The sequence below is a fragment of the Nostoc sp. genome, assembly GCF_036917235.1.
GTDB lineage: Bacteria > Cyanobacteriota > Cyanobacteriia > Cyanobacteriales > Nostocaceae > Nostoc.
This window is the reverse complement of sequence record NZ_JBALDU010000015.1, coordinates 46,173-71,225: the sequence shown is the minus strand read 5'-3', so window position 1 is coordinate 71,225 and position 25,053 is coordinate 46,173. Positions and strand designations below refer to the sequence as shown.

The 25,053-nt window shown below is 43.4% G+C and carries 13 protein-coding genes and 1 pseudogene; 9 read left to right on the top strand and 5 right to left on the bottom strand.

What is annotated here, in order from left to right:
* Positions 1-654 precede the first annotated feature (654 nt).
* Together V7K44_RS05275 and V7K44_RS05270 are read left to right on the top strand one after the other, a co-directional pair.
* A pseudogene (locus V7K44_RS05275) lies at positions 655-792 on the top strand (Uma2 family endonuclease); the annotation flags it as partial.
* A 121-nt stretch (positions 793-913) separates the two neighbouring features.
* Positions 914-1,924 carry a chemotaxis protein CheB gene (locus tag V7K44_RS05270; protein ID WP_334929323.1) on the top strand — a complete coding sequence of 337 codons (1,011 nt, stop codon included), beginning with the start codon at positions 914-916 and terminating at the stop codon, positions 1,922-1,924.
* 3 nt (positions 1,925-1,927) lie between these two features.
* Here the strand turns inward: V7K44_RS05270 and V7K44_RS05265 are convergent, their stop codons facing one another.
* The 5 genes from V7K44_RS05265 to xseA all read right to left on the bottom strand — a co-directional run bounded on the left by V7K44_RS05265 (position 1,928) and on the right by xseA (position 11,253).
* On the bottom strand, positions 1,928-6,508 hold the full coding sequence (locus tag V7K44_RS05265) for a PAS domain-containing protein (protein WP_334929321.1): 4,581 nt from the start codon (positions 6,506-6,508) through the stop codon (positions 1,928-1,930).
* 440 nt (positions 6,509-6,948) lie between these two features.
* A complete protein-coding gene (locus V7K44_RS05260) occupies positions 6,949-7,428 on the bottom strand; it encodes a response regulator (RefSeq protein WP_334929318.1) in 480 nt (159 codons plus the stop codon).
* Positions 7,425-9,683, bottom strand: coding sequence for an ATP-binding protein (locus tag V7K44_RS05255; RefSeq protein ID WP_334929316.1), 2,259 nt, complete (start codon positions 9,681-9,683; stop codon positions 7,425-7,427). Before V7K44_RS05255 ends, V7K44_RS05260 begins: the two co-directional genes overlap by 4 nt.
* 81 nt (positions 9,684-9,764) lie before the next feature.
* Positions 9,765-9,992: an exodeoxyribonuclease VII small subunit gene (gene xseB, locus V7K44_RS05250; protein WP_094348247.1), complete on the bottom strand. Its 228-nt coding sequence runs from the start codon at positions 9,990-9,992 to the stop codon at positions 9,765-9,767.
* Positions 9,985-11,253, bottom strand: coding sequence for an exodeoxyribonuclease VII large subunit (gene xseA, locus V7K44_RS05245; RefSeq protein ID WP_334929314.1), 1,269 nt, complete (start codon positions 11,251-11,253; stop codon positions 9,985-9,987). The genes xseB and xseA overlap by 8 nt, the downstream gene beginning before the upstream one ends.
* 1,322 nt (positions 11,254-12,575) lie before the next feature.
* On the opposite strand from xseA, the gene V7K44_RS05240 reads away from it, so the two are divergent.
* From V7K44_RS05240 to V7K44_RS05210, 7 genes are all read left to right on the top strand, one after another.
* A complete protein-coding gene (locus tag V7K44_RS05240) occupies positions 12,576-13,436 on the top strand; it encodes a DMT family transporter (protein WP_334929312.1) in 861 nt (286 codons plus the stop codon).
* 125 nt (positions 13,437-13,561) lie between these two features.
* Positions 13,562-14,392, top strand: a complete 831-nt coding sequence (locus V7K44_RS05235) for a class I SAM-dependent methyltransferase (RefSeq protein WP_334929310.1) — start codon at positions 13,562-13,564, stop codon at positions 14,390-14,392.
* 260 nt (positions 14,393-14,652) lie between these two features.
* On the top strand, positions 14,653-15,789 hold the full coding sequence (locus V7K44_RS05230) for a homocitrate synthase/isopropylmalate synthase family protein (protein ID WP_334929308.1): 1,137 nt from the start codon (positions 14,653-14,655) through the stop codon (positions 15,787-15,789).
* On the top strand, positions 15,786-17,009 hold the full coding sequence (locus V7K44_RS05225) for a 3-isopropylmalate dehydratase large subunit (protein ID WP_334929306.1): 1,224 nt from the start codon (positions 15,786-15,788) through the stop codon (positions 17,007-17,009). The genes V7K44_RS05230 and V7K44_RS05225 overlap by 4 nt, the downstream gene beginning before the upstream one ends.
* Positions 17,006-17,524 (top strand): LeuD/DmdB family oxidoreductase small subunit, encoded by a 519-nt coding sequence (locus V7K44_RS05220; protein WP_334929304.1) that lies wholly within the window; start codon positions 17,006-17,008, stop codon positions 17,522-17,524. The genes V7K44_RS05225 and V7K44_RS05220 overlap by 4 nt, the downstream gene beginning before the upstream one ends.
* A 103-nt stretch (positions 17,525-17,627) precedes the next feature.
* Positions 17,628-18,164 carry a chorismate--pyruvate lyase family protein gene (locus tag V7K44_RS05215; RefSeq protein WP_334929302.1) on the top strand — a complete coding sequence of 179 codons (537 nt, stop codon included), beginning with the start codon at positions 17,628-17,630 and terminating at the stop codon, positions 18,162-18,164.
* Positions 18,165-18,450: 286 nt separating this feature from the next.
* Positions 18,451-25,035 carry an amino acid adenylation domain-containing protein gene (locus V7K44_RS05210; RefSeq protein WP_334929300.1) on the top strand — a complete coding sequence of 2,195 codons (6,585 nt, stop codon included), beginning with the start codon at positions 18,451-18,453 and terminating at the stop codon, positions 25,033-25,035.
* Positions 25,036-25,053: the final 18 nt, after the last annotated feature.

The following is a 25,053-nucleotide window of genomic DNA, read 5'->3' as shown; positions in this document are numbered from 1 at the left end:
CCCCTTAAAAAGGGGGACTTTGATTCCGGTTCCCCCCTTAAAAAGGGGGGTTAGGGGGGATCAATAAGTACAAAGATACAGCCAAAGACTTTTCAAACAACCTCTTAGAGGCTCCGCCTCCAGTCAAGACATTGAGTCAAAGGCTCAATGAATGCATTCCCAGGCGCAGCCTGAAACGAGTCAAGCCTCATCAAACCAGCTTTTTAGGACTTGTGTGTACACTGTAGCTTTGTATGATATCTGTTATATTTCAGGAAATAAATCAATTTATAAGTTGATTACAATGATTGTTGCAAACGCTTAAGCCTTTCTTATATATAGAAGAACATTAGCTGCAAATACTTAAGCCTTTGCAAGAAATAATTATACATTAGCTGCAAATACTTAAGCCTTTCTTATATATAGAAGAACATTAGCTGCAAAGTATTAAGCCTTTGCAAAAAATAATTATACATTAGCTGCAAATACTTAAACCTTTCTTATATATGGAAGAACATTAGCTGCAAACGCTTAATTTTTGACAACTAATGTTTGAATTTGAGCGATGTCGAAAGAGACTTAGCACCGAAAAACAATGTAGAGACTTAGCACTAAGTCTTTTTCGCTTAATCCACTACGATACAATCAATTTAACCACCTCTACTGCCTGCGGTCGTGGTCAACACCTCTTCACAACATTCGACTCCAACTGATTCTCCCTCCGACATTCCGCCTCTTGAGAGTGGCGATCGCCTCACTCGTCCAGAGTTTGAGCGTCGCTATAATGCCATGCCCAACCTTAAGAAAGCCGAAAAGAATATAATTTTTTCAAAGCTAGGTTAGAAAATTCTTTGGCTGCGTTAATGTTAAGACTGTCGGTATATATGCTTTTGTTGCCCACGCCGCCTGCTATAGTAGTGAGATTGTTACATTAATGTTTGAACATAATATTATCGTCGTTGGAACCTCAGCAGGTGGAGTTGAGGCGCTGACTTATCTAGTCAAGCATTTGCCGCCCGATCTCAATGCTGCTGTGATTATAGTCCTTCATATATCAAGTCATGGCACAAGTGTTATGGCAGAAATATTAAGTCGTGCTGGCAAGTTGCCAGTGTCTCAAGCTCAGGACGGCGAAGCTATTGTTCATGGTTCGATTTATGTCGCTCCGCCTGACTACCATTTACTGGTAGAACCTGGATATTTGCGTTTGACGCGGGGAGCAAAAGAAAACCGTTGTCGTCCTGCTATCGATCCATTGTTTCGCAGTGCAGCGCAAACTTATGGGCAGCGAGTGATTGCTGTGCTACTAACAGGTCTGCTTGACGACGGCACGGCGGGACTAATGGCTGTAAAAATGCGGCGCGGTGTGGCAATTGTCCAAAATCCTGAGGATGCTTTGTATCCTGATATGCCACGTAATGCGATCGAGAACCTAGAGGATATTGACCATATTCTGCCACTTTCAGATATTCCTTCTACTTTAGTAGCTCTAGTTAATACGGCAATGGAAGTACAACCGGAAAACCCAGTACCTAGCGAGATGGAGTTTGAATCTCAAATAGTGCAATTGAGTTTGGAAGCAGTAGAAAACGTAGGCAATCGACCTGGTAAACCATCAACTTTTGGCTGTCCTGACTGCGGCGGTACCCTCTGGGAACTCGAAGAGGGAAATTTGTTGCGCTTCCGGTGCCGCACGGGTCATGCTTATTCAGCAAAAACTTTGCTGGCCATGCAGTCTGATAACGTGGAGGATGCACTATGGATCGCTTTGAGGGCATTGGAAGAGAAAGCTTCTTTATCATATCGTATTGCTTCAAGGATGGAGGATCGCAATCAAACCTTGGGGGCACAAAGACTCAAAAAGGAGGCACAATCTGCCAAGGAGTCCTCCGCCATTATTCGAGAAGTACTTTTGAAGGTCAATCCAAACACAGGTGTTGATTGAAGGTTAAACCGAATCATTTTGAGGAATGGGATGGTTTAGTTTACCGTGTGTAAGTGCCACCACAGCTTGAACTAACTCTTCTGGATCGAGGGGCTTAGTAACGTGCCGTTGATAGCCACTAGTTATAGCTCGTTCGTAATCATCAACTCTGGCATAAGCAGTCAAAGCGATCGCGGGGATTTCTCCTCCTTTTTCGGGCGTTAAGCTGCGGATATTTTGAATCAGCGAATAACCATCGACTTCGGGCATCCCAATATCACTGACTAAAACATCAGGTTTAAAGGACTCCAGGTTTGCTAAAACTTCTGCCGCAGAGGTAACAGTTAAGACTGTAGCTCCGTATTCAGTAAGCAATACTGTTAGTAGTTCACGAGCATCGGGATCGTCATCAACTGTGAGGACTTTAATCCCCGTGAGTTCGAGTGCTGGTTGTGGCAACTCATCTATCTGCTTGATTTCTGGTTCAACATTCAGCAGTGGTAACTGGACTGTAAAGGTGGCTCCCAAGCCTTCACCTGGACTATCAGCCGCGATCGTGCCGCCGTGAGCCTCAACTAACTGCCGGACGATCGCCAACCCCAATCCTAACCCCCCATACTTGCGGGTAATTGAGACATCTTCCTGACGGAATGACTCAAAAATATACGGGAGAAAGTCTGAGTTAATGCCTTTACCAGTGTCACTGACAGTAATCTGTGCTTGCTCGTTGACTCGCTCTAGTCGGGTTTCTACGCGTCCTCCCTTGGGGGTAAACTTGATCGCGTTAGAAAGTAAGTTCCAAACGATTTGTTGAAGGCGGTTGGAATCTCCACAGACTTGCCCAATATTTGGCAGTACGGAATGCAATCCAATTGATTTGGAAAGGGCTGCTGTATTTACTGTATCGATCGCAGATTCAATGACAGATGCCAGATTCACAGGAGTAGCCTCAATGCTGAGTTTGCCGCGTATAATCTTGGCGACATCGAGTAAGTCATCAATCAGCTGAGTTTGCAATTTGGCGTTGCGTTCGATGGTAGCTAAGGCTTCGGCTGTTTTGGCTTCACTAAATTTGCGGGTTTGCAGCAGTTTTGTCCAGCCGAGAATTGGGTTAAGAGGCGATCGCAATTCGTGGGAGAGAACCGCCAAAAATTCATCTTTGATGCGATTGGCGCGTTCGGCTTCGGCTCTGGCTGCTTGTTCTAGCTGCAATAGGCGATCGCGTTCGATTTCAGCTTGTTTGCGATCGCTGATATCCTGCACATTACCTACCATCCGTACCGCATTGCCCGCAGCATCATAGAAAACCTGACCTCTAGCCGCTAACCAGCGAATGCCATCAGGATGTAGGACGCGGTAATCATCTTCATAGTACTCTTCCTGTTGCTGGATGGTGCGACTCACTGTTTCATTGGCTGAGGTGCGATCGTCTGGATGCAGGATACTTAACCACAGTTGATATGTGATTTCCTTTGTGGTTGGGTCAAGCCCAAACAAATTGATATACTCTTCAGATACATGAGCGCTATTGTGGATAATGTCCCAGTCCCATAATCCCGATTGCGTAGCTTTGTACGCCAATTTCAACCGGGCTTCGCTCTCCTGCAAGAGGAGTTCTATCTTTTTGCGATCGGTAATGTCTCGTGAAATCAACAAGATTCGTTCCATCTGCCCAGAAGCATCCAAAATCGGGCTAATGACCACTTCCCACCATTTCGGAGTGCCTTTTACAGTTGGGCAGTATCCGCTAAAAATGCTGACTTTGCCTGTTTTGGTGGCAGCAAGTGCCTCCTCTGCTTGTTGCCGAGAACTGCCTTCCCAGAAACAGAGCCATTCATTATTGAGATAGGAATTTAAGTCGTCAATTTCCATCAAACACAGTCCACCTGTATTCATGTACAGCAGCCGCCCATCGAGGCTTAATACCTTGATGCAATCAGAACTGCTGTCTAAAATGCGGTTTTTAAATTCTTCACTCTGGCGCAAGGCTTCTTCAGTTTGTTGGCGAGTGGTGATATCTCGCCAGGTCGCAACAAATCCATCTCCAAATTTAGCCACGCGGATATCAAAGGCTCTAACTAAGCGTTGTTTTCCGTAATCATCCTCATAAACTAGGCTGTCTTTAATGAGCGCCTGCCCTGTTTCTACTACCTGGCAGTATTCATCAAACAATCCACTTTCACGATGCCCTGGTAGTAATTCACACAACCCATGCCCAATCTGCTGTTCATAAGTCATTTGATTGTTGAAACAAGCCGCACTATTGACATATTCAGTCACAAAATCGACAATCTGTCCTTGCTCATTCCGTACAGCACGGTATACCCCAAAGCAATCCAGCATATTTTCAACTGAGGTACGGAAGCGTTCTTCGCTCTTTCGCAGAGCAAGTTCTGCCTGTTTGCGTAAGCGAAGCTCGTCGTAGACATCGCTGATATCATGATGGATGCCTGAAAGGCGGAGTGGATTGCCCTGTCGATCCCGCGAAACTACCTTTCCGTAGTTGGCTATCCATTTCCACTCTCCAGACTTGGTTAACATTCGATATTCAAATTTGTAAGACACCGAATCGTCGTGAAGATGAGCATTCAACCGTTCCATCACCCAAACTTTATCGTCAGGATGAATCAGTCGCTCCCAAGCGCTAAAGTCCCCAGGTAAATCTCCTTGCTCATATCCCAGCATTTCCAGCCATCGGGAACTTAAATAATCTTCATTGGTAACAATATTCCAATCCCAGAGACCGCCACCAGAACCTTCCAGTGCCATTTGCAGGCGTTCTTCACTGTCTCGCAAGGCTTGCTCTGCCTGTTTGCGTTCGCGTAGCGCAGCTTGCTGTTCGCTGATGTCTTCGGCAATACCTGCAAACCGATAAATCTCTCCGGTTTCATCTCGAAGGGGAAAGCAGCGATCGTGAACCCAACGAATACTACCATCGGCTAAAATAATCCGGTATTCTTCATCAAATTTACCTGCAACAGCTTTTTCAGAAAACGCTCTCTGAATCGATTCACAATCTTCTGGGTGAATCCGATCTATCCAGGTTTTTTCTCCTGTATACAATTCCTGCGGGTTTAATCCCCACAGGCGTTTATATGCAGGACTAACATAGCTAACTCGATTTTCCGGTACTTCTTTGATCCAGAACACCGCATCAATATTTTCTGCAAGCTGCCGAAAACGTTCCTCACTGTCGCGCAAAGTTTCGGCTGACTGTTTGCGTTCGGTGATATCGAGATCGATACCCGCCATCTGAATCGGTTGCCCGTGTTGGTCGTAGAATACCTTACCCTGACTCAGTGCCCACCGAATCGTACCATTAGGATATACCACTCGAAATTCAATGTCATAGTCTTCTCCGGTGGCGATGGCACGCTCGACGGCTGCTAAAACGCGATCGCGATCGTCAGGGTGGATTCGCGCGGCAAACATCTCGAATGAGCCGTCAAACTCTCCTGGCTCCAGTCCAAATGAGGCTTCCAGGTTATCCGACCAGGAAATTTTTCCGGTTTGGATGTTCCAGTTCCACGTTCCCATCCGCGAAGCTGATAGTGCCAATCGCAGCCGTTCTTCGCTCTGGCGTAATTCTGCTTCTACCTGTTGGCGTTCTTTTAGTTCATGCTGTGCTTGCTGATACAGTTCTGCCTGTCGCAAGGCGATACTCATCTGAGTTGCCAACTCTTTAAGCAAGTCAATTTCTAAGGGCTGCCAAAATCGAGGAGAGGTACAATGATGAGCAATTAGCAATCCCCAAAACTGGTTGTCTTGCAGAATTGGTACAACCAGATGAGCTCTGACTTGAAACTGTGCCAACAATTCACCGTGGCAGGGGTCAATAGTGCGATCCTGAATATCTGATACTGCTGTTACTTGCCCCTGATAATAACGTTCGATATAATTCTCGGTCGAGGCCGGATCGTGCCTGACAGGTTGCGGTCGATTCGAGGTGATGTAGCTCTCAGCAAGGCAGGGATCGTACATAGTAGACGAAAGCAGCGATCGCCACTGTGTCCCAACTGATTCTGCTATTACTGTGCCATTCCCGTCAGGTTTTAACTGAAAAACCAAGACGCGATCGGTGTGCAGAAATTCTCGCACTTCGGTTACGGTTGTTTGAAGAATTTCATCCAGATTCAGCGATTGGTGAATTTTCTGGGTAATATGTGAGACTACGCGCTCTCGTTCAATACGCTGTTGTAGTTGGGTGCGTAGCCGGACTGTTTCAATTGCCCCATTGACTGCTATTTGCAGCCCTTCTGGGGTGATTTGCTCTTTGATAATATAATCTTGTGCGCCCGCTTTGATCGCCTTAACTGCGATCGCCTCATTGCCCTGCCCAGTGACGACAATCACAGGTAGGCAAGGCTGTTGGGTGGAGGGTTGCAATTGTGCCAGAAATTCCAGTCCGTCCATGTCGGGCAGTCGATAATCAAGCAACACAGCATCAGGCTGATGTTGCTGCCAAAGTTCTAGCCCTTGTTGTCCCAGCGTTGCTTCTAGGATAGTGTAAGAAGATTCGCGATCGCGCAGCAAATATCGCCGATAGAGTTCTCGATCTTCTGGGGAATCATCGACAATTAGGAGGGTGCGCTGTTGCTGAGACATCGTAAAATTAATTGAGCGGATAGAGTGAAAGCCCACATTCCGCAGGTTATCATAGAGAAATTAGGGAACTTCAAGAAATAAATTATCCAATGTTGTGGGGTGGGCATCTTGCCATTGGTGTCAACTTAAGCCGAAAACTATATCAGACAGGCGTTTTGCAAATCCCTCACGCCCTCATCCCCTAACCCCTTCTCCCAAAGGAGAAGGGGAATTGAATGTCTAGCTCCCCTCTCTCTTGGGGAGAGGGGCTGGGGGTGAGGGTAAAACGTTTTCAACAAGCGGGTTTAGCGTTAAGTTGACACCAATGGCATCTTGCCCACCCTATAGACTGGGCGGGCAAGATGCCCACCCCACAAGAGTTAATTGAATATTTTTTTATTTGGAAGTCCCTTAGTGTTTTAAAAATAGCGCTAAAGTCCTCACCAATGTAAAGAATTCTATCATAACCAATCCTGCGGGTAATCAGGCAATGTCGTTACTTCAAACCAATATTCCACAAGCATTTGAATATCTCTTTTCAGTTGAGCAAAATTGATTGGTTTAACAATATAGCTGTTGACACCATATTGATAGCATACTTCAATATCTTTAGGATTGTTAGAGGTAGTAAACACCACCACCGGAATCATCTTCAAGTTGTCATCCTGTTTAATCCGGCGTAACACTTCTCGTCCATCGGTTCCGGGCAGGTTCAAGTCAAGCACAATCAAGCCGGGACGGGGCGCACTCTGGCGCTCTACATAGCTGCCAGTTCGATAAAGAAACGCCAAGGCTTGTTCTCCATTTACACACCTCTGAATAGCGATCGCAATGGTAGATCGCCCTAGAAATCGTTGCAGTGCCTCAAAGTCTTCATTGCTATCCTCGACAATTAAAAGTAGTGGCGTTTGCTGCATCGGGGAGACTGAAATCTGAGTCATGTATTTGCCTCCGCTGACAGGGTGAAGTAAAATGTACTACCTTCAGTGGGGGTAGATTTCACCCAGATTCTACCACCGTGACGTTCCACAATTTTACGGGCAATGGTTAACCCTACCCCAGTTCCACCGCCAAATTCGTCCCGTCCATGTAAGCGGCGGAAGATTTCAAAGATTTTGCCCTGATGGTCTGGGGAGATGCCAATGCCGTTATCACGAACGTAGAAAGTTAGAGAAGTAGAAGCAACTTTTCTTTCTCCATTTCCTTCAATAAAACCAATTTCGACCCACTTCTGGGGTTTATCATTGTACTTAATGGCGTTGCTAATCAGGTTGCTGAAGAGTTCATTAATCTGAGCGCGATCGCATTGAATTGTCTTAAAGGGGTGAGGAATGCGAAACTCGACTTCGCTTTGTGGTCGGGAAATGGTCAAGGTGGCGATTATCTGGGGTACTAACTCGTTTAGATTCACTGGTTGCCGGATCAGTTCGGCGCGTCCCAACCGCGAGAAATGGAGGAGGGAATTGATCAAGTCTTCCATTCGCTGCGTCAGCCGCACCAAGGTTTGGAGTTTTGCTATTCCATCGCCATCTAGTACGTCTACATAGTCTTCCATTAAGAAGTTAGCGTAGTTGTGAATGCCCCGCAGCGGTTCTTTTAGGTCATGGGAGGCAACATAAGCGAAAGAATCAAGTTCTTCGTTACTCCGTTGTAATTCAAAATTAATCGATGCCAGTTTGTCTGCCTGTCGCAACACAACGCCCACAACCAGATTTCGTAGTTCCGCAACCGCTTCAACTTCGCAAGGTTTCCAGGGCAGGGCAGATCCTTGCACCGTTTCTTGCCATAATTCAAAGGATTTGCGAGGAGACATTCTTAAACTGCCATCTGAGTAAACTTCTACAGGCTTGTTGGGGTTGCCGCCCCAATTCACCGTTTGAATTACCTCTGGGCGAAACCAGAGAATGTAATCGTGGTGAACTTTAGAAATTTCCAGGGCTAACACGCCACTAGCGATCGCTTTAAATGACTCGGCAGCAGGGTAATTTTTCGTAAGCGATCGCGTCTCAAACAAGTTATGATGCACTTGGGGTTTAATCCAATCAAGTAAGGCGTGAATCTCTGACTCCGATGGGGTTTTACCCACTTGAATATACTGGCCGCCACTACATATCACCGCTCCCGTGGCGCTGACCAGATTGAGTAATTGAGATTTCATTTGCACCATGCCATCCAGGAAATACTCAGCCTGAGACAAGCCTTCCACAAATTGAGTTTGTAATGACTTCAATTGATTTTTGTAATCAATATTTTCACTCGCTTCTTTATTTGCCAGTTCCACAGACATCACCTGTCCAATGAACTCGCAGATGGTGCGGATATTGTAAGAAATATATTTGGGTGACGAATGGTGACAGGCAATCAATCCCCAAAGCTTTTGCTCGTGCATCAGAGAAATAGACATGGAGGCGGTCACGCCCATATTTTGCATGTACTCTAAATGTAATGGAGAAACACTCCGCAATACCGAGAGACTGAGATCCAACGGTTGATTTGTCAAGGGATTGTTAACTGGAATTAAGGTGACAGGCTGATAGCTGGCATCTGGAATCAGCCGCAGCCAGTTGAGAGTGTATAATTGTCGGGCTTGCTTGGGAATGTCAGAAGGCGGATAGTGTAAATCCAAATAGGGTGTTTCCTGATTGGTGTCTTCAGCTATGACACTACCTGCCCCTTCCGGATCGAATCGATAGACCATGACGCGATCGAAACCAGTGATTCGCCGCACTTCTGTCACCACAATCTGGCACATTTCCAGTAGTGTGGGTGCTTTTTGAATGCGGGTAATGGTTCCTCTTACCTGTTGATAGAAGTCAAAAAAGCCTGTTTTTTCCTTAGATTCTTTCGGCTCTAATTCGAGAATAATAATAGTATCTAAACGATGGATAATGCCATCAAAATGAATTGATTTATTTTGATGTTTGATGGATATATTTAGGGGATTAACGCTCTCAAAATCCTCTGCCAGACATTGTTGAATTAGTTTAATCTGCTTGACATTGAGTAAATCTGATAGCGGCTTGTTCAGCAATTCATCAGGTTGACAACCAACGACTTCCTGGCTGTTGCTGCTCACCTGAAGGATTTCCAGGGTGGGATCTTGCAAAACTAGTAAAACCCCGTGAGGCTGGATCAAACTGGGAATGTGGATCGGTTCGCGATCGCAGTTTGTCAAATCAATGATCTCATCAGTCATTCTCAGTTTCTCCAACTCCTCATTAGAACTCTGGCATAAATCAGAAATGACTAATTGAACTTACACTAGAGACTCTGGCTTCTACTCTTGGCTTAATGTTTCAATCAACAAATCTACCTGCTGTTGTCGCTGCTGCAAAAAACCTTCGCACTGACGCAAATATTCCACAGCAGTTGCAAATTGGTCAAACACAGCTTCCAATTCCAACTCACCCGCCTCAATGCGAGTAATAATTCCCTCTATTTCAGCAACCTTCGCTTCATAATTCCAACCTTCCTCAGAACTAGAAGCACTCTTACGTTTAACCATCAACCTCTCTGCGTCCTCTGCGCCTCTGCGGTTCGTTTATTTCCATAACCTTCACTTTAACCCCACCTTGCCCCAACTGAATCACTAACTCTTCTCCCACATCCAACTCCGCCGCCGAACGAGCGATCGCTCCATCTTCCCTTCTCACCACCGCATAACCACGCTGCAACACCGCTTTCGGGTCAAGACTAGCCAACTTTTGCCGCAATAATTCTAAATGCTGCGTTGCTTGCTGCGATCGCCCCGTCGTAATTTGCACCAAATGCTGACGCTTCCAAGCTAGCTTTTCCACCTCCTGCTGCACTTGCCGATCTAACCGCAAACGTCGCAAACGATTACGTAATACTTGCAGTTTATTCTCAGCATTGTCTCTAAAGTCATGCACCGCCTCATGTAAAGCGACAACTCGCTGCCGATGCTCAATATACAACTCTAAAAGTGCTGGCACAACCATTTCCGCTGCCGCAGTGGGTGTATGCACACATACATCTGCAACTAAATCTGCTAAAGATTCATCTCGTTGATGGCCGATCCCAGTAATTACCGGAATCGAACAACTAGCTAGCGATCGCACCACTCGTTCATCATTAAAGCAAGCCAACTCCTCCACCGCGCCACCACCCCGCGATAAAATTAGCACTTCGGCGCGTCCATCTCTTTCCACCCGCTCAATTGCTTTGACGATAGATTCTGGTGCTTGCTCGCCTTGTACGGTCGCGGGAGAAAACAAAACCTGTAAACCTGGATACCTTTGCTTCAGGGTTTTTTGAATATCACCCCAAGCAGCAGCCGTTGGTGAAGTGACAACAGCGATCGTTTGGGGATGAGTGGGGAGCGATCGCTTTCTTTGCGCGTCGAATAACCCTTCAGCCAGCAAGCGATTTTTGAGTTGTTGATAGCGTAACGCCTGTAAACCAACACCAGCAGGTAGAGTCTGCCAAACTGATAACTGATACTCTCCTCGTTGCGGATAGACGCGAATGCTGCCCAAAATGATTATCTGTTCGCCAGGAACAGGCATTTGGGCGAGTTTTGGCAATTGGCTATTCCATACTACACACTTAATTCCGGCGGTGCGATCGGGATCTTGCAGCGTGAAAAATAACCCACTGCGATGGTGGTTAGCGCTGGAAACTTCGCCAGTTACCCAAACTTGCCGCAATTGTTCATCTTGTTCTAACAGCAAGCGGATATAGTCAGTTAATCCAGATACTGAAAGCGCTGTATCGAGAATCAGAGAGTCGGGAAGATCGAGAGTCATCAAAGATATACGAAAGCAAAAGCCTAAGCAAATCTTAGCAAATATCATTAATTGATATAGGACTCATATTTGATTTTTGAACAAAACTCAGTACAGCTTTATTCCTTCTTCCCAGTCCCCATTGCCCCTAATCCCCAGTCCCTTACCTCTACGAGTGATTCAGAAATCAAATTGGATTGCTATAGCTATTGTGTTGAATAATCAAACTCAAAATATCCGTACTGAATATCCAGAAAATTTGGTTTCCGATAATAAAAAACTGGTTAACTCAAAATTTTTCGGAGAATCGAAGAATTTATTTAGTGATTGATAGGACGAAATGGCAGCGAAAGAATTCGATGCTGATTAGTTTAATTTACGATTCTATTGGGAATTTTTACCTAGAATGGGAAATAGTAATTTTGAGGAGCAATCAATCAATTTCACCAAGCTCTAGCTAGGGTTGACTTTAAGCAGTTAATTCATAACCTTAGCTTATGAATCATTACTCACAATCATTTTTTGAACATTTCCCAAAAAACTGTATTATACACTACTATTTTTTAGCCATTGTAGAACTTTTAGGTCTACTGAAAGTAGGAAAAGTAGGATGTTTTGTGTGAACTCTTGATTATGCTGTTGATTAACTGTAAATTGTATGCTTAGTACAGCTCACCACAAAAATACTATGGACTGTAAAATTTAATCATACGGAGCTATATGTAGTTGTGATATAAAACTCATATTTGATTTTTGAACAAAACTCAGTACAGCTTTATTCCTTCTTCCCAGTTCCCAGTCCCCAGTCCCCAGTCCCTTACCTCTACGAGTGATTCAAAAATCAAATCGGATCGCTATATTGGCGTATTTTACTCTTATTCTGACTCGTCAATATTTAGATGCATTTGCCCTATGAAAAGCGAACATTGGACACTTTCTTCCTTTATCTCCCACATACAGTTACTATTTTTAATAAAAAATTAAGTATTTTAGCTTATTGACAAAAACCCTCTTTATAAAACTTAGTAAAAATTTTTAGACAGAAAACATCTGTATATAAACTTTCTTATGCAATTAACAGTGTTTTATCAAGCAAACCTAAAAATAATATAAAATAAGTGTTAGTTGCTCTCTCTATGCAGGAAGATAAATTTTAATCTTTCGTTAAAGGAATGTTTACAGGCTTAAAATATGTCATTACGACGCAGAATTCTTCCAGAAGAAAGACATAGTTGCTTAAAGTCTCAATACTCTAGTATTGAAACTACTTTCCAAACTTCATAAACAAAATTGAATATTGACCTAAAATCTATTTCTTAATCTTCGTTCTTTGTAAAGCTTTAATGACTAGTTTTGCAATCGTACTTGTTATTGTTGCCGCTTTTATCCATGCTACTTGGAATTTACTTGCTAAACGTGCAGGTGGAGGAACTGCTTTTGTATGGCTCTTTGCTACACTTTCAGCAATTATTTATGCACCTATCACGATTGCTCTTATCGTAATACAGCGGCCACATATAGGTTTTCCTGAGTTCTTATTCATACTTGGAAGCGCTATCCTTCACTTAATGTACTTTTTGTTACTGCAACGAGGCTACAACACAGGCGATCTTTCCCTAGTTTATCCCCTTGCACGGGGTACTGGCCCGATGCTTTCGACTGTAAGTGCAATTGTCTTTTTCGGTGAAAGACCAACTCCTATAGCTCTTGGTGGTGCAATTCTCATAGCGATGTGTGTGTTTGTTCTCAGTGCTGATATACGCCAACTCCAGAAAATGGGAACTGGTTCAACAGTAATCTACGGTCTGCTTACTGGAACGATTATTGCTGCATACACTCTATGGGATAAACGTGCGGTCAGTACGTTATTAATCCCACCACTATTGTTAGATTATTGTTCGACATTGGGTCGTGTAGCCTTACTTGCACCTTTTGCATTGCGTTCTTGGGATAAAGTTCGTACAGAATGGTCTACTCATCGTCTTGAAGCAATTGGCGTAGCCTTTTTAAATCCTTTATCTTACATCCTTGTACTGACTGCACTGGTTTTTACTCCTGTAAGCTACATAGCACCATCTAGGGAAATTAGCGTTCTCATTGGCGCTTTTATGGGAACTCATTTACTCAGAGAAAGTGATGCTCCGCGCCGCCTTTTTGCTGCTGCTGGAATGATGTTAGGGATGATTGCGATCGCAATTGACTAGTCAATTGAACAAAACTAAAGATAGCGAGATTAGGAACTAGGGAAATGGTTTTTGGCTACAAGTAGACAGATTTTTATTACGAAGCTCGAAGTTGTACTCTAATTAAAGAAAAAAGGTAAAAAACAATGGTAGAAGAAACTTACTTCGTTAAAACTAAAGTCGCCAACAAATATGACGGTTATATTGGCGAGAACATTCCTTTTTACTGGCCTGCTTTAAATTTCATTGGCAAAAGTGTGAGCGAATATTTTTCAAATAAAGACGCTCTAGATTGTATAGAAATTGGCTCTGGCAGCGCTAATTTATCAATTACAGTCAGCCAGTACATCCAACTGAAAAGCTTACTCTTATTAGACCACAGTGCGCCATTTTTAGAAATAGCAAAGCAAAAGCTATCTGAAACACCTTCAGTGCAAATAACTCCCATACTCAAACACGCTTCTTTTTTGAGTGATGATTGGCAAAATGATATTGAACCAAATAGTAAAGATTTGATCTTATCATCGCTAACACTTGACCATATAGCTGATGATGAAGAGTTTTTATCTTTACTAAAAAAGTTGCAAAGTCTTTTAAAGAAAGGTGGCTGCTTTGTAACTGCGGAGAAGTGTGCCAGCAGTTCTAACACAACAAAATCATGGCAGTCATTTGCTAAAATGATCCACATTCGGGGTGAGAACAATTTAAAGAATAATTTTAAAAACGCTTCCGAAATAGAAGCCTGGAAACATCATAATTTCACTGAAGATATCTTAAGACCATTCTCTGATGTTTGGACGCTTGTCGAAAAAGCAGGGTTGACAGTTAAGTATGCAGGTGGTGTTCCATTACCAGAACCAGACAACTTAAACTACGATACCTTTTATGAGCTAAATAAAGTCAGATCGTTTACCAGACAGGAAGTTTTTTCTTCAGAACAAGCATTTGGTGTAGCGATCCTGATTTGTAAGAAATAAAGTAATTAGCATATTTGAGATTTGGCAGCAATCAAAAATCCAAATCTCAAATATTTACCCTACCAATTTTAGATTTTGGAATTGGTTTTTCGGTTCAAGCCCCGTCCGAAGTCAAGTGGAACAAATCTAAAATCCTTAAGCCCCGTACCCTACTTCGACTACGCTCAGTACAAGTTGTGGTCGGGGTCAATCCCAAATCCCAAATCTAAAATCCAAAATTGTTTGACTCATTTTAAAAAAATATTATTTTGGAGCCACCAATGATCAGAAACGATATTATCCTCGAAGATACAACTTTACGAGACGGTGAACAAGCAGCAGGTGTTGCTTTTTCCAAGGCTAGTAAGCTAGCTATTCACGATTATCTCGTAGCTACTGGAGTGCGCTGGATTGAAGCAGGAATTCCTGCAATGGGTGACGAAGAACTAGACACCTTGAAAACAATGATTGCTCGTGGTAGTGATGCCACGTTAGTCGCTTGGAACCGAGGTGTAAAAGAAGAAGTAGCTCTTTCATTAGATATTGGATTTAAGGCTGTTCATATAGGTTTGCCAACATCCAATGTGCATTTGAAGGACAGCATAGGTCAAGATCGCCACTGGTTATTAGAGCAAGCAAAAAATCTCATTAAATACGCAAAAGACCGGGGTGCTTTTGTATCAATTAGCGCTGAAGATGTTGGTCGGACTGAAATTCCGTTTTTGCAAGAATATGCGTGCATCGTTACTGAAGCCGGTGCCGATCGCCTACGCCTTTCTGATACCATCGGTATCCTCACACCTGAAGCCTATGCTGAACGTGTCGAAAGCGTTGTCAAGGTTTCTTCCATAGATGTTCAATGCCATACTCACAATGATTTTGGTCTGGCTGTAGCCAATACTCTAGCAGGTTTGAATGCTGGCGCACGCTATTTTCATGTCACTGTCAACGCAATCGGCGAACGTGCAGGGATGCCCGATTTTGCCCAAACTACCCTAGCGCTCAAGCAGCTTTACGGCAAGGATTTAGGTATTGTTACTTCTCGTCTACGTCAGCTGAGTGAAATAGTAGCTCAGGCAAGCAAACAAAAAATAACTCCCTGGCAACCAATTGTTGGTGACAATGTTTTTGCCCATGAATCGGGCATTCATGCAAAGGGGATGCTGAAAAATAACAAAACTTTCGAGCCTTTTGCACCCGAAGAAGTCGGAGGAGAACGCAAGTATATCCTTGGCAAGCATTCTGGGCGGGCAATCTTAAATCATGTTTTGCAAGAGCAAGGCGTAACAGTTGATGAAACCCAATTAGGACATTGTTTAAGGCAAGTACGTGCCTTAGCAATCGAACAAGGTGGCTCTGTTAGCCCCGAACAACTGCGGGATATCTACTTTCGTATTTCCAAGGAACGTGTAGCATGACTTTAGCTGAAAGAATTATTGCAAACCATGCCAATCGCGATCGCGTTGCACCAGGTGAACTTGTAACAGTTGCAGTAGATCGAGTTTATCTTCAAGATGGTAACTCACCAACAATTCGTAAACTGTTTGCTGAGAATGGCTTCACCGAGGTATTCGATCCATCACGCATCGGCGTATTTTTCGATCATTCGGTTTTGGCTCCTGATATCAAAATTGCCGATCGCTTGCGCGAAGCCGAAGATTTTGCCGAAAAATTAGGTTTATGTATTTTCAAAGCTGGTACGGGTATCAGTCACGTTGTAGCTTTGGAAGAAGGATGGTTTGAACCTGGAACAATTGTCGTTGGTTCCGATTCTCACACTTGTACTGGTGGCGCTCTGCAATGTCTGGCATTAGGGATGGGAGCATCCGATATAGTCGCGGCGATGATCACTGGTAAGACTTGGCTGCGAGTACCAGAAACAGCCTGGATTGAAACCTATGGCGTTCCCCAGCAGCATACCCGTGCCAAAGACGTGATGCTCTATACTCTATTAAAACTAGGACAAAAACCATTTCTTTACAAGTCTATTGAATGGAGCGGTAATTGGTTAGACACACTCAGCCTTGATTCTATGGCAACTATTGCAAACATGGCTGTTGAACTTGGGGCTAAATGCTCATTCCTGCCAGCGGGTCTAGATAATACATATAATCTTGAACCGATAAATCTACCAGAGGAAGGAGATCCGAGACGATTTCGGCTTGACATCAGTGACTTACCGCCGTTCATTGCTAAACCACATTCGCCATCAAATGCTGTGCCTTTAGACGAATGTCGCGGGGAAAAAGTTAACTACGTTTTTATTGGTAGCTGTACTAATAGCCGCTTGGAAGATATGGCCGAAGTAGCTGAGGTATTTGCCCGCGGAAAAGTTCATTCCAGAGTCCATTGTTTAGTGACTCCTGGTTCGCAAACAGTATATCTTGAAGCTCTGCGTTTGGGATATGTAGAAACTATAGTACGTGCAGGTGCAATTGTGACTCCACCTGGATGTGGTTCTTGCCTGGGAACTCAGGGAACAATACCTGCATCAGGCGATCGCGTCTTGTCCACCATGAATCGTAATTTTCTTGGTCGCATGGGTAATCCCAAAGCAGAAATTTGGCTTGCTTCACCACTAGTAGCTGCACATACAGCCATTCATGGGGAAATACCTAAAACAGGAGATTTATCATGAGTCACATTTATCAAAGTTTACGCGTGCGTCAAGTCTTTGGTGTCGTGTCTACCGATGATATTATTCCCGGACGATATAAGCACGCGTCTACAGACCCATCTGAACTTGCTACTCATGTATTCGAGAATATGGTGCCAGGTTTAGCAGCAACTTTTAAACCTGGTGACGTAATTAGCTGTGACGATACCTTTGGAATTGGCAGTTCTCGCGAACAAGCAGTCAGTTCATTACTAGCCGCTGGCGTTGTTGCTGTCTTTGCTCCAAGGTTTGGACGCATCTTTTTTCGTAATTCTTGGAACCTTGGACTTTTGGCAATTGAAATCGACTCTTTACCCGCTTTGGAAGGGGAAATTATTGATCTCGAACCAAGCCAAGGATTAGTGAAAACCCCATCTGGTATTGTACAGTTTACACCTCCCTCTACGGAGATGCTTGAAATGGTAAAGCATGGTGGCTTGCTTGCTCAAATTCGTAAACAGTTAGTAGAAACAGCCATTAAAGATACTAGTCAATGACTACAGCTGATGTTTAATTTCAAGTGAGGACTGGGGACAATACAAATTTAAAAAATTTCTTCCATCAAAGCAATAAAATATACATACAATGTAAAAGAAAATTATGCATCAATCCTTGGTAAAGAGGCATATCGAACCACTTAAGCTAAGTTCTTTTCAAAGAATTTTACTAACAACTGATGGCACATTGACAGAAATATTAGAAGCTTATTTATTAGAAAAAATTCAGTTAGTAAAATTATCGGAAAAACTAGTCATTACAAAATCTATTCCAGCTTTAGGCTTGGATATTGACACTCAAGTAATTGAGAGAAAAATATTATTACAAGGCAAGATTAGCCTAAATAATTTTATTTACGCTGAATCTCTGATTGTACCTGAAAGATTAGATACCAAGTTGAAAGACAGATTAATCAAATCCCAAGAACCAATGGGTAGAGTCTGGTTAGAACATAAACTAGAGACCTTTAAAGAAATAATCGATTCAGCTATAGAAACAGCTGAGGACTTATCTGAGTTTTTTAATATAGCAAGAGAAGATAAAATGCTTTCTCGTACTTATCGAGTTATTTCCAACAAAAAGCCGATCGTGATGATTACTGAAAAATTTCCAGAAAGCTACTTTCTTAAAAGCTTTTAATTTGCCTAAATTTAATTTTAAAATTATTAACTAAATAGTCATTTTTTAATTATAGTGAAGTTCATAAGCCTTAATAATTGAGGTAGAGATGTTATACTTTTAATATTAAATTTGAAATGAATGACATTAATTCCGAAAATTTTCAAAGTATAGCAACTGTTGTTCAATTGATCGATAAAAAACAAAACTAATAATTTTTAGAAAAAAGTCAGGTTATGTCACTACAGGCTTCTTTCGCAAAACCCAATCCAGCGTGTTCCTAAAAACCTGAAGCGAGAAGACTACAATGAGCTATTCTGCTGAAATAAATCCATTAGAACCAAACAATTCAACCAAAACAAGAGAAAATATCTGGCAAGCGATCGCAACCATTCTCGATTTACAAAATCAAGCTCCAGCTTTGATGCCTGTATCTCGGAATGAACACCCGCCTTTGTCTTTTTCTCAAGAAAGATTATGGTTCCTTTACCAGTTGCAGCCAGACAGCTCCACTTATAATGTCTCCTTTGCTTTTCGCCTTCAGGGTTTGCTAAATATTTCTGCATTAGAGCATAGTCTCAACGAAATTATCCGACGCCATGAAGCATTGCGGACTACGTTCTTAGCTTCAAAAAACAAGCCTATTCAAGTAATTGCTCCTAATCTCAGCTTGACCTTACCTGTAGTGGATCTTCAGCAAGATCCTGAAAGGGAAACTCAAGTTTTGCAAATGGTCAAGAACGAAGTTCAACAACCATTTGATTTAGAACAAGGATCGCTATTACGGTCTTCCTTAGTGCAGCTAGGTAAAAATAAACACGTACTACTCCTGAGTGTCCATCACATTGCCTTTGATGGCTGGTCTGAAGGTGTTTTATGGCGCGAACTGACAGCTTTGTACGCAGCTTTTTCTACTGGAAAGTCTTCTCCCTTGCCAGAACTGCCCATCCAGTATGCAGACTTTGCTGTTTGGCAGCGGCAGTGGCTTCAAGGGGAAGTCATGGACACTCAACTGAGCTATTGGAAGCAACAATTAGCAGCCTCGCCTCCCCTGTTGGAACTTCCGACCGACCGCATACGCCCACCAATGCCGACAAACCGTGGTGGCATTAAACACTTTGGGCTAGATTATCATCTGACTCAAAAACTCAAAAGCCTAAGCGAAGAGTCAGGCGCAACCTTATTTATGACCTTGCTGACTGGCTTTGTCATCTTACTATCGCGCTACAGCAATCAACAAGACATTCTGGTTGGTTCCCCAATTGCCAACCGCAACCGTAGTGAAATAGAATCTGTCATTGGCTTTTTTGTCAATATTTTGGTGTTGCGTACTGACGTTTCTCTTAATCCCAGCTTTTGGGAGTTACTGCAACGAGTACGCCAAGTAGCTTTGAATGCCTATGCTCACCAAGATGTGCCGTTTGAGCAAGTGGTAGAAGCTTTGCAGCCAGAAAGAAACCTCAGCTACTCCCCACTGTTTCAGGTGATGTTCGTCTTGCAGAATACGCCGCCTGGAAAATTGGAATTGCCCGGTTTGACTTTAACTCCCCTAGAAATAGAAAACCCGACAGCTAAATATGATTTAACTCTGTTAATGACGGAGACTGAGCAAGGACTGACTGCAAGTTTAGAGTACAACTCTGACCTATTCGAGCAAGCTACAATTACCCGGATGGCAAAGCATTTTGTAACTTTGCTTGAAGGCATTGTTACTAATCCACAGCAGCGAGTTTCCGAACTGCCTCTGCTAACACAAAGAGAGCAACATCAGTTGTTGGTGGAGTGGAATGACACCCAAGCTGAATATCCACTAGACAAGTGTATCCATCAGTTATTTGAAGAGCAGGTAGCACGTACCCCGAATGCTGTGGCGGTAGTCTTTGAGAATGAACATTTCACTTATCATGAATTGAATACCCGTGCTAACCAGTTAGCAAACTACTTGCGCTCATTGGGTGTAGGAGCAGATACCCTGGTGGGAATTTGTGTAGAGCGTTCATTAGATATGGTGGTGGGACTGTTGGGTATTCTCAAAGCGGGTGGTGCTTATGTGCCACTTGACCCTGAGTATCCTCAAGACCGCTTGAGTTTTATGCTAGAAAATGCTCAAGTTAAAGTGCTGCTCACCCAACAGCATTTAGTCAACAAACTACCTGAGCATAGTGCAATTATCTGCTTAGACAGCGACAGGGAAACAATAGAGCAAAACGGCAACTCGAACCCTGTCAATACCGCAACATCCGGTAACTTAGTATACGTAATCTACACTTCGGGTTCTACAGGTAAGCCTAAAGGAGCAGGTGTATACCATCGTGGTTTTCTTAACTTGGTCAATTGGTTGGTTACAGATTACCAATTCACCTCAAAAGACAGTACAATACTGATTTCATCTTTAAGTTTTGACCTAACTCACAAGAATATATTTGCGCCTTTAATCATAGGTGGAATATTAAACTTACCTCCCGATGGATTTGACCCCAGTTATATTTTGGATGTGATATCCAAGCAGAGAGTAACTTGGGTTAATTGTACACCTAGTACTTTCTATTCAATCCTGACATCTGTCGATGATAGTTTTGCCAAAACCCGATCGCTACGATATGTATTTCTGGGTGGAGAACCGATTTCCATTCCTAGTTTGTTAAGTTGGCAAAACTCTCCATATTGTTCTGCCAAAATAGTGAACAGCTATGGACCGACTGAATGTGCAGATGTTTGTTCAGCGTATACAGTAGAACAACCAAAAGATTTCTTAAATAAATCCATACCCATAGGCAAACCTCTTGCCAATATCAAGCTCCATATAGTGGATCAAAATTTACAACTTGTTCCCGTAGGAGTAATTGGTGAGCTTTGTATAGCAGGTATAGGCGTAGGGATGGGCTATATTAATGACTTGCAGCGTACCAATGAAAAATTTATCTCAAACCCCTTCTCGGATGATGAATCAGAACGCCTTTACAAAACAGGCGACCTAGTGCGCTACTTGGATGACGGCAATATAGAATACCTTGGTCGTATCGATAACCAAGTCAAGATTCGCGGCTTCCGCATCGAACTCGGAGAAATTGAGACAGTCCTCAACACCCACCCACAAATACAACAAGCTGTAGTCGTTGCCAGAGAGGATAACAGGGGTGATAAACGCTTAGTAGCATATCTAGCTGCTACTGATAGATCGCTGACAACCTACCAACTACGTGAATTCCTCAAGCACCAGCTACCAGAATATATGGTGCCTAGTGCGATCGTCATTTTGGAGTCCTTACCTTTAACTCCTAGTGGGAAAGTAAACCGCCGCGCTTTACCAAAACCAGATTTACAAAGCGGCGCAGACAAATATGTCGCCCCACGCACCCCCATTGAAGAAATGCTGGCACAAATTTGGGCGCAAGTGCTGAAAGTAGAACAAATCGGCATCCACGATAACTTCTTTGAATTGGGGGGACATTCGCTGCTAGCCACTCAAGTCATCTCACGGTTGCGTCAAGCCTTTGGTGTAGAGTTGCCTCTGCGCTGTTTATTTGAGTCGCCTGTCTTAGCCCAGCTTAGTGAGTCGGTTGAACTTGCTCGCCACAATCACAAAAGCCCAATGGCGTTTCCGATAGAGCCTGTGTCTCGCTCTCAAGAACTGCCTTTGTCCTTTGCTCAAACTAGACTGTGGTTTTTAGATCAACTTGAGTCTGGCAGTAGTATTTATAACATACCATTTGCCGTGAGTGTTAATGGTTGTCTCCACCTAGCCGCCCTGGAGATGGCTTTGCACGAAATTTGTCGCCGTCACGAAGTCTTGCGTACTATCTTCCCCATAGTGAATGGGTCTCCAGTCCAGGCGATCGCCTCTACCCCAAGCTTAACTCTATCAGTAATAGACTTACAGCAATCAGAAAAAGAGCAATTCCATGAGGTGAAACGGTTAATTGCTGAGGAAGTTGAACGACCTTTTAATTTATCAAAGGCTCCTTTAGTGCGAGTCACTCTACTGCGACTGGGGGAAGCATCTCATGTGCTGCTGCTGGTGATGCACCACATCATCTCCGACGGCTGGTCGATCGCCATATTTATGCAGGAATTATCTGCACTGTACGAAGCCTTTTCTCAAGGTGTGCCTTCTCTGCGTTCGCGCAGCGTGTCGCAGACAGACGCTACGCATAGCTATAGCTTGCTTCTCCAAAGGGGTACACCCTTACCAGAGTTGCCTATACAGTATGCAGACTTCGCTGTTTGGCAGCGCCAGTGGCTTCAAGGAGAAGTACTGGAAACTCAACTTAACTACTGGAAGCAACAGTTAGCTGGAGCGCCGCCACTACTGGAATTACCTACCGACCGCCCACATCCTCCAGTTCAGACTTTTCGAGGTAATAGCGAGTCCTTTGTACTCAATCATCACCTGACTCAACAGATCAAGCGCCTGAGCCAACAATCAGGAGCAACCCTGTTTATGACTTTACTGACAGGGTTTGCCATCTTACTGTCACGCTACAGCAATCAGGAAGATATTGTTGTTGGCACTCCGATCGCCAACCGCAATCGTTCAGAACTTGAACCACTAATTGGCTTGTTTGTCAATACTCTGGTATTGCGTACTGACCTTTCAGGCAATCCGAGTTTTGAAGAGTTACTGAATCGGGTGCGCCAAGTAGCTTTGGATGCCTATGCTTACCAAGATGTACCCTTTGAGCAACTGGTAGAGGTTTTACAGCCAGAACGGTCTTTAAGCCATAACCCGTTGTTCCAGGTAATGTTTATCTTGCAGAATGCACCGTTAGGGAAACTGGAACTGCCCGATCTAAGTTTGACTCCCTTGGAAATCAACAATGTCACCGTTAAGTTTGATTTAATTCTGTTGATGTCGGAGACAAAAGACGGGCTTACGGGAGTACTGGAATATAATAGCGATTTGTTTGAGGCGACGACAATTCGCCGCATGGTAGAGCATTTGCAGATTTTGTTGGCAGGTATTGCAACCAATCCAGGGCAACTTATATGGGAATTGCCTCTACTGTCAGCAGCGGAGCAACATCAATTACTGGTAGAGTGGAACGAAAAGACAACAGCAGAGTATCCCGATCAACTGATTCCGCAGTTGTTTGAGGAACAGGTGGAGAGAAATCCCAATGCAGTAGCAGTGGTATTTGAAGACCAGCAACTGACTTACCGAGAATTAAATTGCCGTGCCAACAAAATAGCGCACCACTTACAAACCTTGGGAGTTGGAACAGAAGTTTTAGTGGGTATTTTTTTAGAGCGATCGCTCTTAGTGGCTGCGGTAATTTTGGGAATTCTCAAAGCAGGTGGGGCTTTTGTGGCGTTAGATCCTACCTATCCACAAGAACGTTTAGCTTATATGTTAAATGAGTCACAGGCATCAGTACTGTTAACTCAAAAGCAGTTTGTTGAGAATTTACCACCAAGTGGCGCGAAAGTGGTTTGTCTGGATTCAATTTCGGAAGCGATCGCCCAACAAAATGAAGAAAATCCAGTTAGCAAAGTAACATCTGATAACTTAGCTTATGTAATTTTTACTTCCGGGTCAACAGGAAAACCCAAAGGTATTTTAATGACGCATGAAGGTGTCATTAGTCGAGTTGATAGAACACAAAAAATTCATAATTTCACATCAAATGACCGCATCCTGCAATTAGGAAATATCAGTTTTGATATGTTTGTGTGGGAATTTTTCATCCCACTCTTAACTGGAGCCAGAATTGTTATCGGACATCCGCAAAGAACGAGTGATTTTGATTATTTGATTCGCCTGATTAATCGAGAACAAGTTACCATCGCTAGGTTTGTACCTCCAATGTTACAAATGCTGCTTGAGCAAAAAGAATTTACCACTTGCAAATCTATACGCCGGGTTATTACAGGAGGTGATAAGTTAACAGTTAATTTAATGGCAGCATTTATGAATAATTTCAGTGCTGACCTCTACAATCAGTATGGGCCGACAGAAAGGCCATCATCCATTACTTGGCGTTGTCAAAAGAGTAACAAAACTTCTATCCCAATTGGCAGACCACTGCCAAACACAGAAGTTTATATCCTGGACAAAATGGGGAATTTAGCCCCTATAGGTGTAGTAGGCGAACTTTATATTGGTGGTTCCGGTCTTGCCCTTGGTTATTTGAATGACCCAATTTTAACGGCTCAAAAATTTATCCGAAATCCCTTCAACGATCGGCCAAGTTCTCGAATCTACAAAACAGGAGATTTAGTCCGCTATCTACCTGATGGCAACCTAGAGTTTGTTGGTCGAATTGATAATCAGGTAAAAATTCGCGGTTTCCGCATCGAACTTGAAGAAATCGAGGCAGTTTTAAGTCAACACCCTGAACTACTGGAAGTAGTGGTGATTCTTCGCGAAGACCAACCGGGAAACCCGCGCTTAGTAGCCTATTTCGTACCGCAAAAAGGGCAAGTTCCTACTTTGGGTACATTGCGTAATTATCTTAAACAGAAGTTGCCAGATTACATGGTGCCTAGTGCTTTCGTCAGCTTGGAGACAATCCCCCTAACTCCCAACGGTAAAGTAGACCGTCACACCTTGCCCGTACCAGATGCTTCCAGTCTCAGCCAGTCAATAAGCTTTGTTCCACCTGATAACGCCACCCAAGAGATTTTAGCTGCCATCTGGTCTGAAGTCTTAAGATTAGAACGAGTCAGCATCTACGACAACTTCTTTGAATTGGGAGGACATTCCCTGCTAGCTACTCAAGTCTTTTCACGGTTGCGCCAAGCCTTCTCTATAGAGTTGCCCTTACGCAGTTTATTTGAATTACCAACTATAGCTGAATTGGCAAAAAGAATTGACAGCATTCATTCCATAATGAAACAGCTACAGGCTAATCCGCTAGAAATGTCAAATAATCGAGAGGAAGTAGAGCTATGAAACCTAAACCTTTGCCAT

Coding starts and splice junctions, on each gene's coding strand:
- V7K44_RS05260 (WP_334929318.1), bottom strand. CDS start 7,428: ATGACTCAGATTTCAGTCTCCCCGATGCAGCAAACGCCACTACTTTTA.
- xseA (WP_334929314.1), bottom strand. CDS start 11,253: ATGACTCTCGATCTTCCCGACTCTCTGATTCTCGATACAGCGCTTTCA.
- V7K44_RS05235 (WP_334929310.1), top strand. CDS start 13,562: ATGGTAGAAGAAACTTACTTCGTTAAAACTAAAGTCGCCAACAAATAT.
- V7K44_RS05230 (WP_334929308.1), top strand. CDS start 14,653: ATGATCAGAAACGATATTATCCTCGAAGATACAACTTTACGAGACGGT.
- V7K44_RS05215 (WP_334929302.1), top strand. CDS start 17,628: ATGCATCAATCCTTGGTAAAGAGGCATATCGAACCACTTAAGCTAAGT.
- V7K44_RS05255 (WP_334929316.1), bottom strand. CDS start 9,683: ATGACTGATGAGATCATTGATTTGACAAACTGCGATCGCGAACCGATC.
- V7K44_RS05220 (WP_334929304.1), top strand. CDS start 17,006: ATGAGTCACATTTATCAAAGTTTACGCGTGCGTCAAGTCTTTGGTGTC.
- V7K44_RS05240 (WP_334929312.1), top strand. CDS start 12,576: ATGACTAGTTTTGCAATCGTACTTGTTATTGTTGCCGCTTTTATCCAT.
- V7K44_RS05265 (WP_334929321.1), bottom strand. CDS start 6,508: ATGTCTCAGCAACAGCGCACCCTCCTAATTGTCGATGATTCCCCAGAA.
- V7K44_RS05270 (WP_334929323.1), top strand. CDS start 914: ATGTTTGAACATAATATTATCGTCGTTGGAACCTCAGCAGGTGGAGTT.
- V7K44_RS05225 (WP_334929306.1), top strand. CDS start 15,786: ATGACTTTAGCTGAAAGAATTATTGCAAACCATGCCAATCGCGATCGC.
- V7K44_RS05210 (WP_334929300.1), top strand. CDS start 18,451: ATGAGCTATTCTGCTGAAATAAATCCATTAGAACCAAACAATTCAACC.
- xseB (WP_094348247.1), bottom strand. CDS start 9,992: ATGGTTAAACGTAAGAGTGCTTCTAGTTCTGAGGAAGGTTGGAATTAT.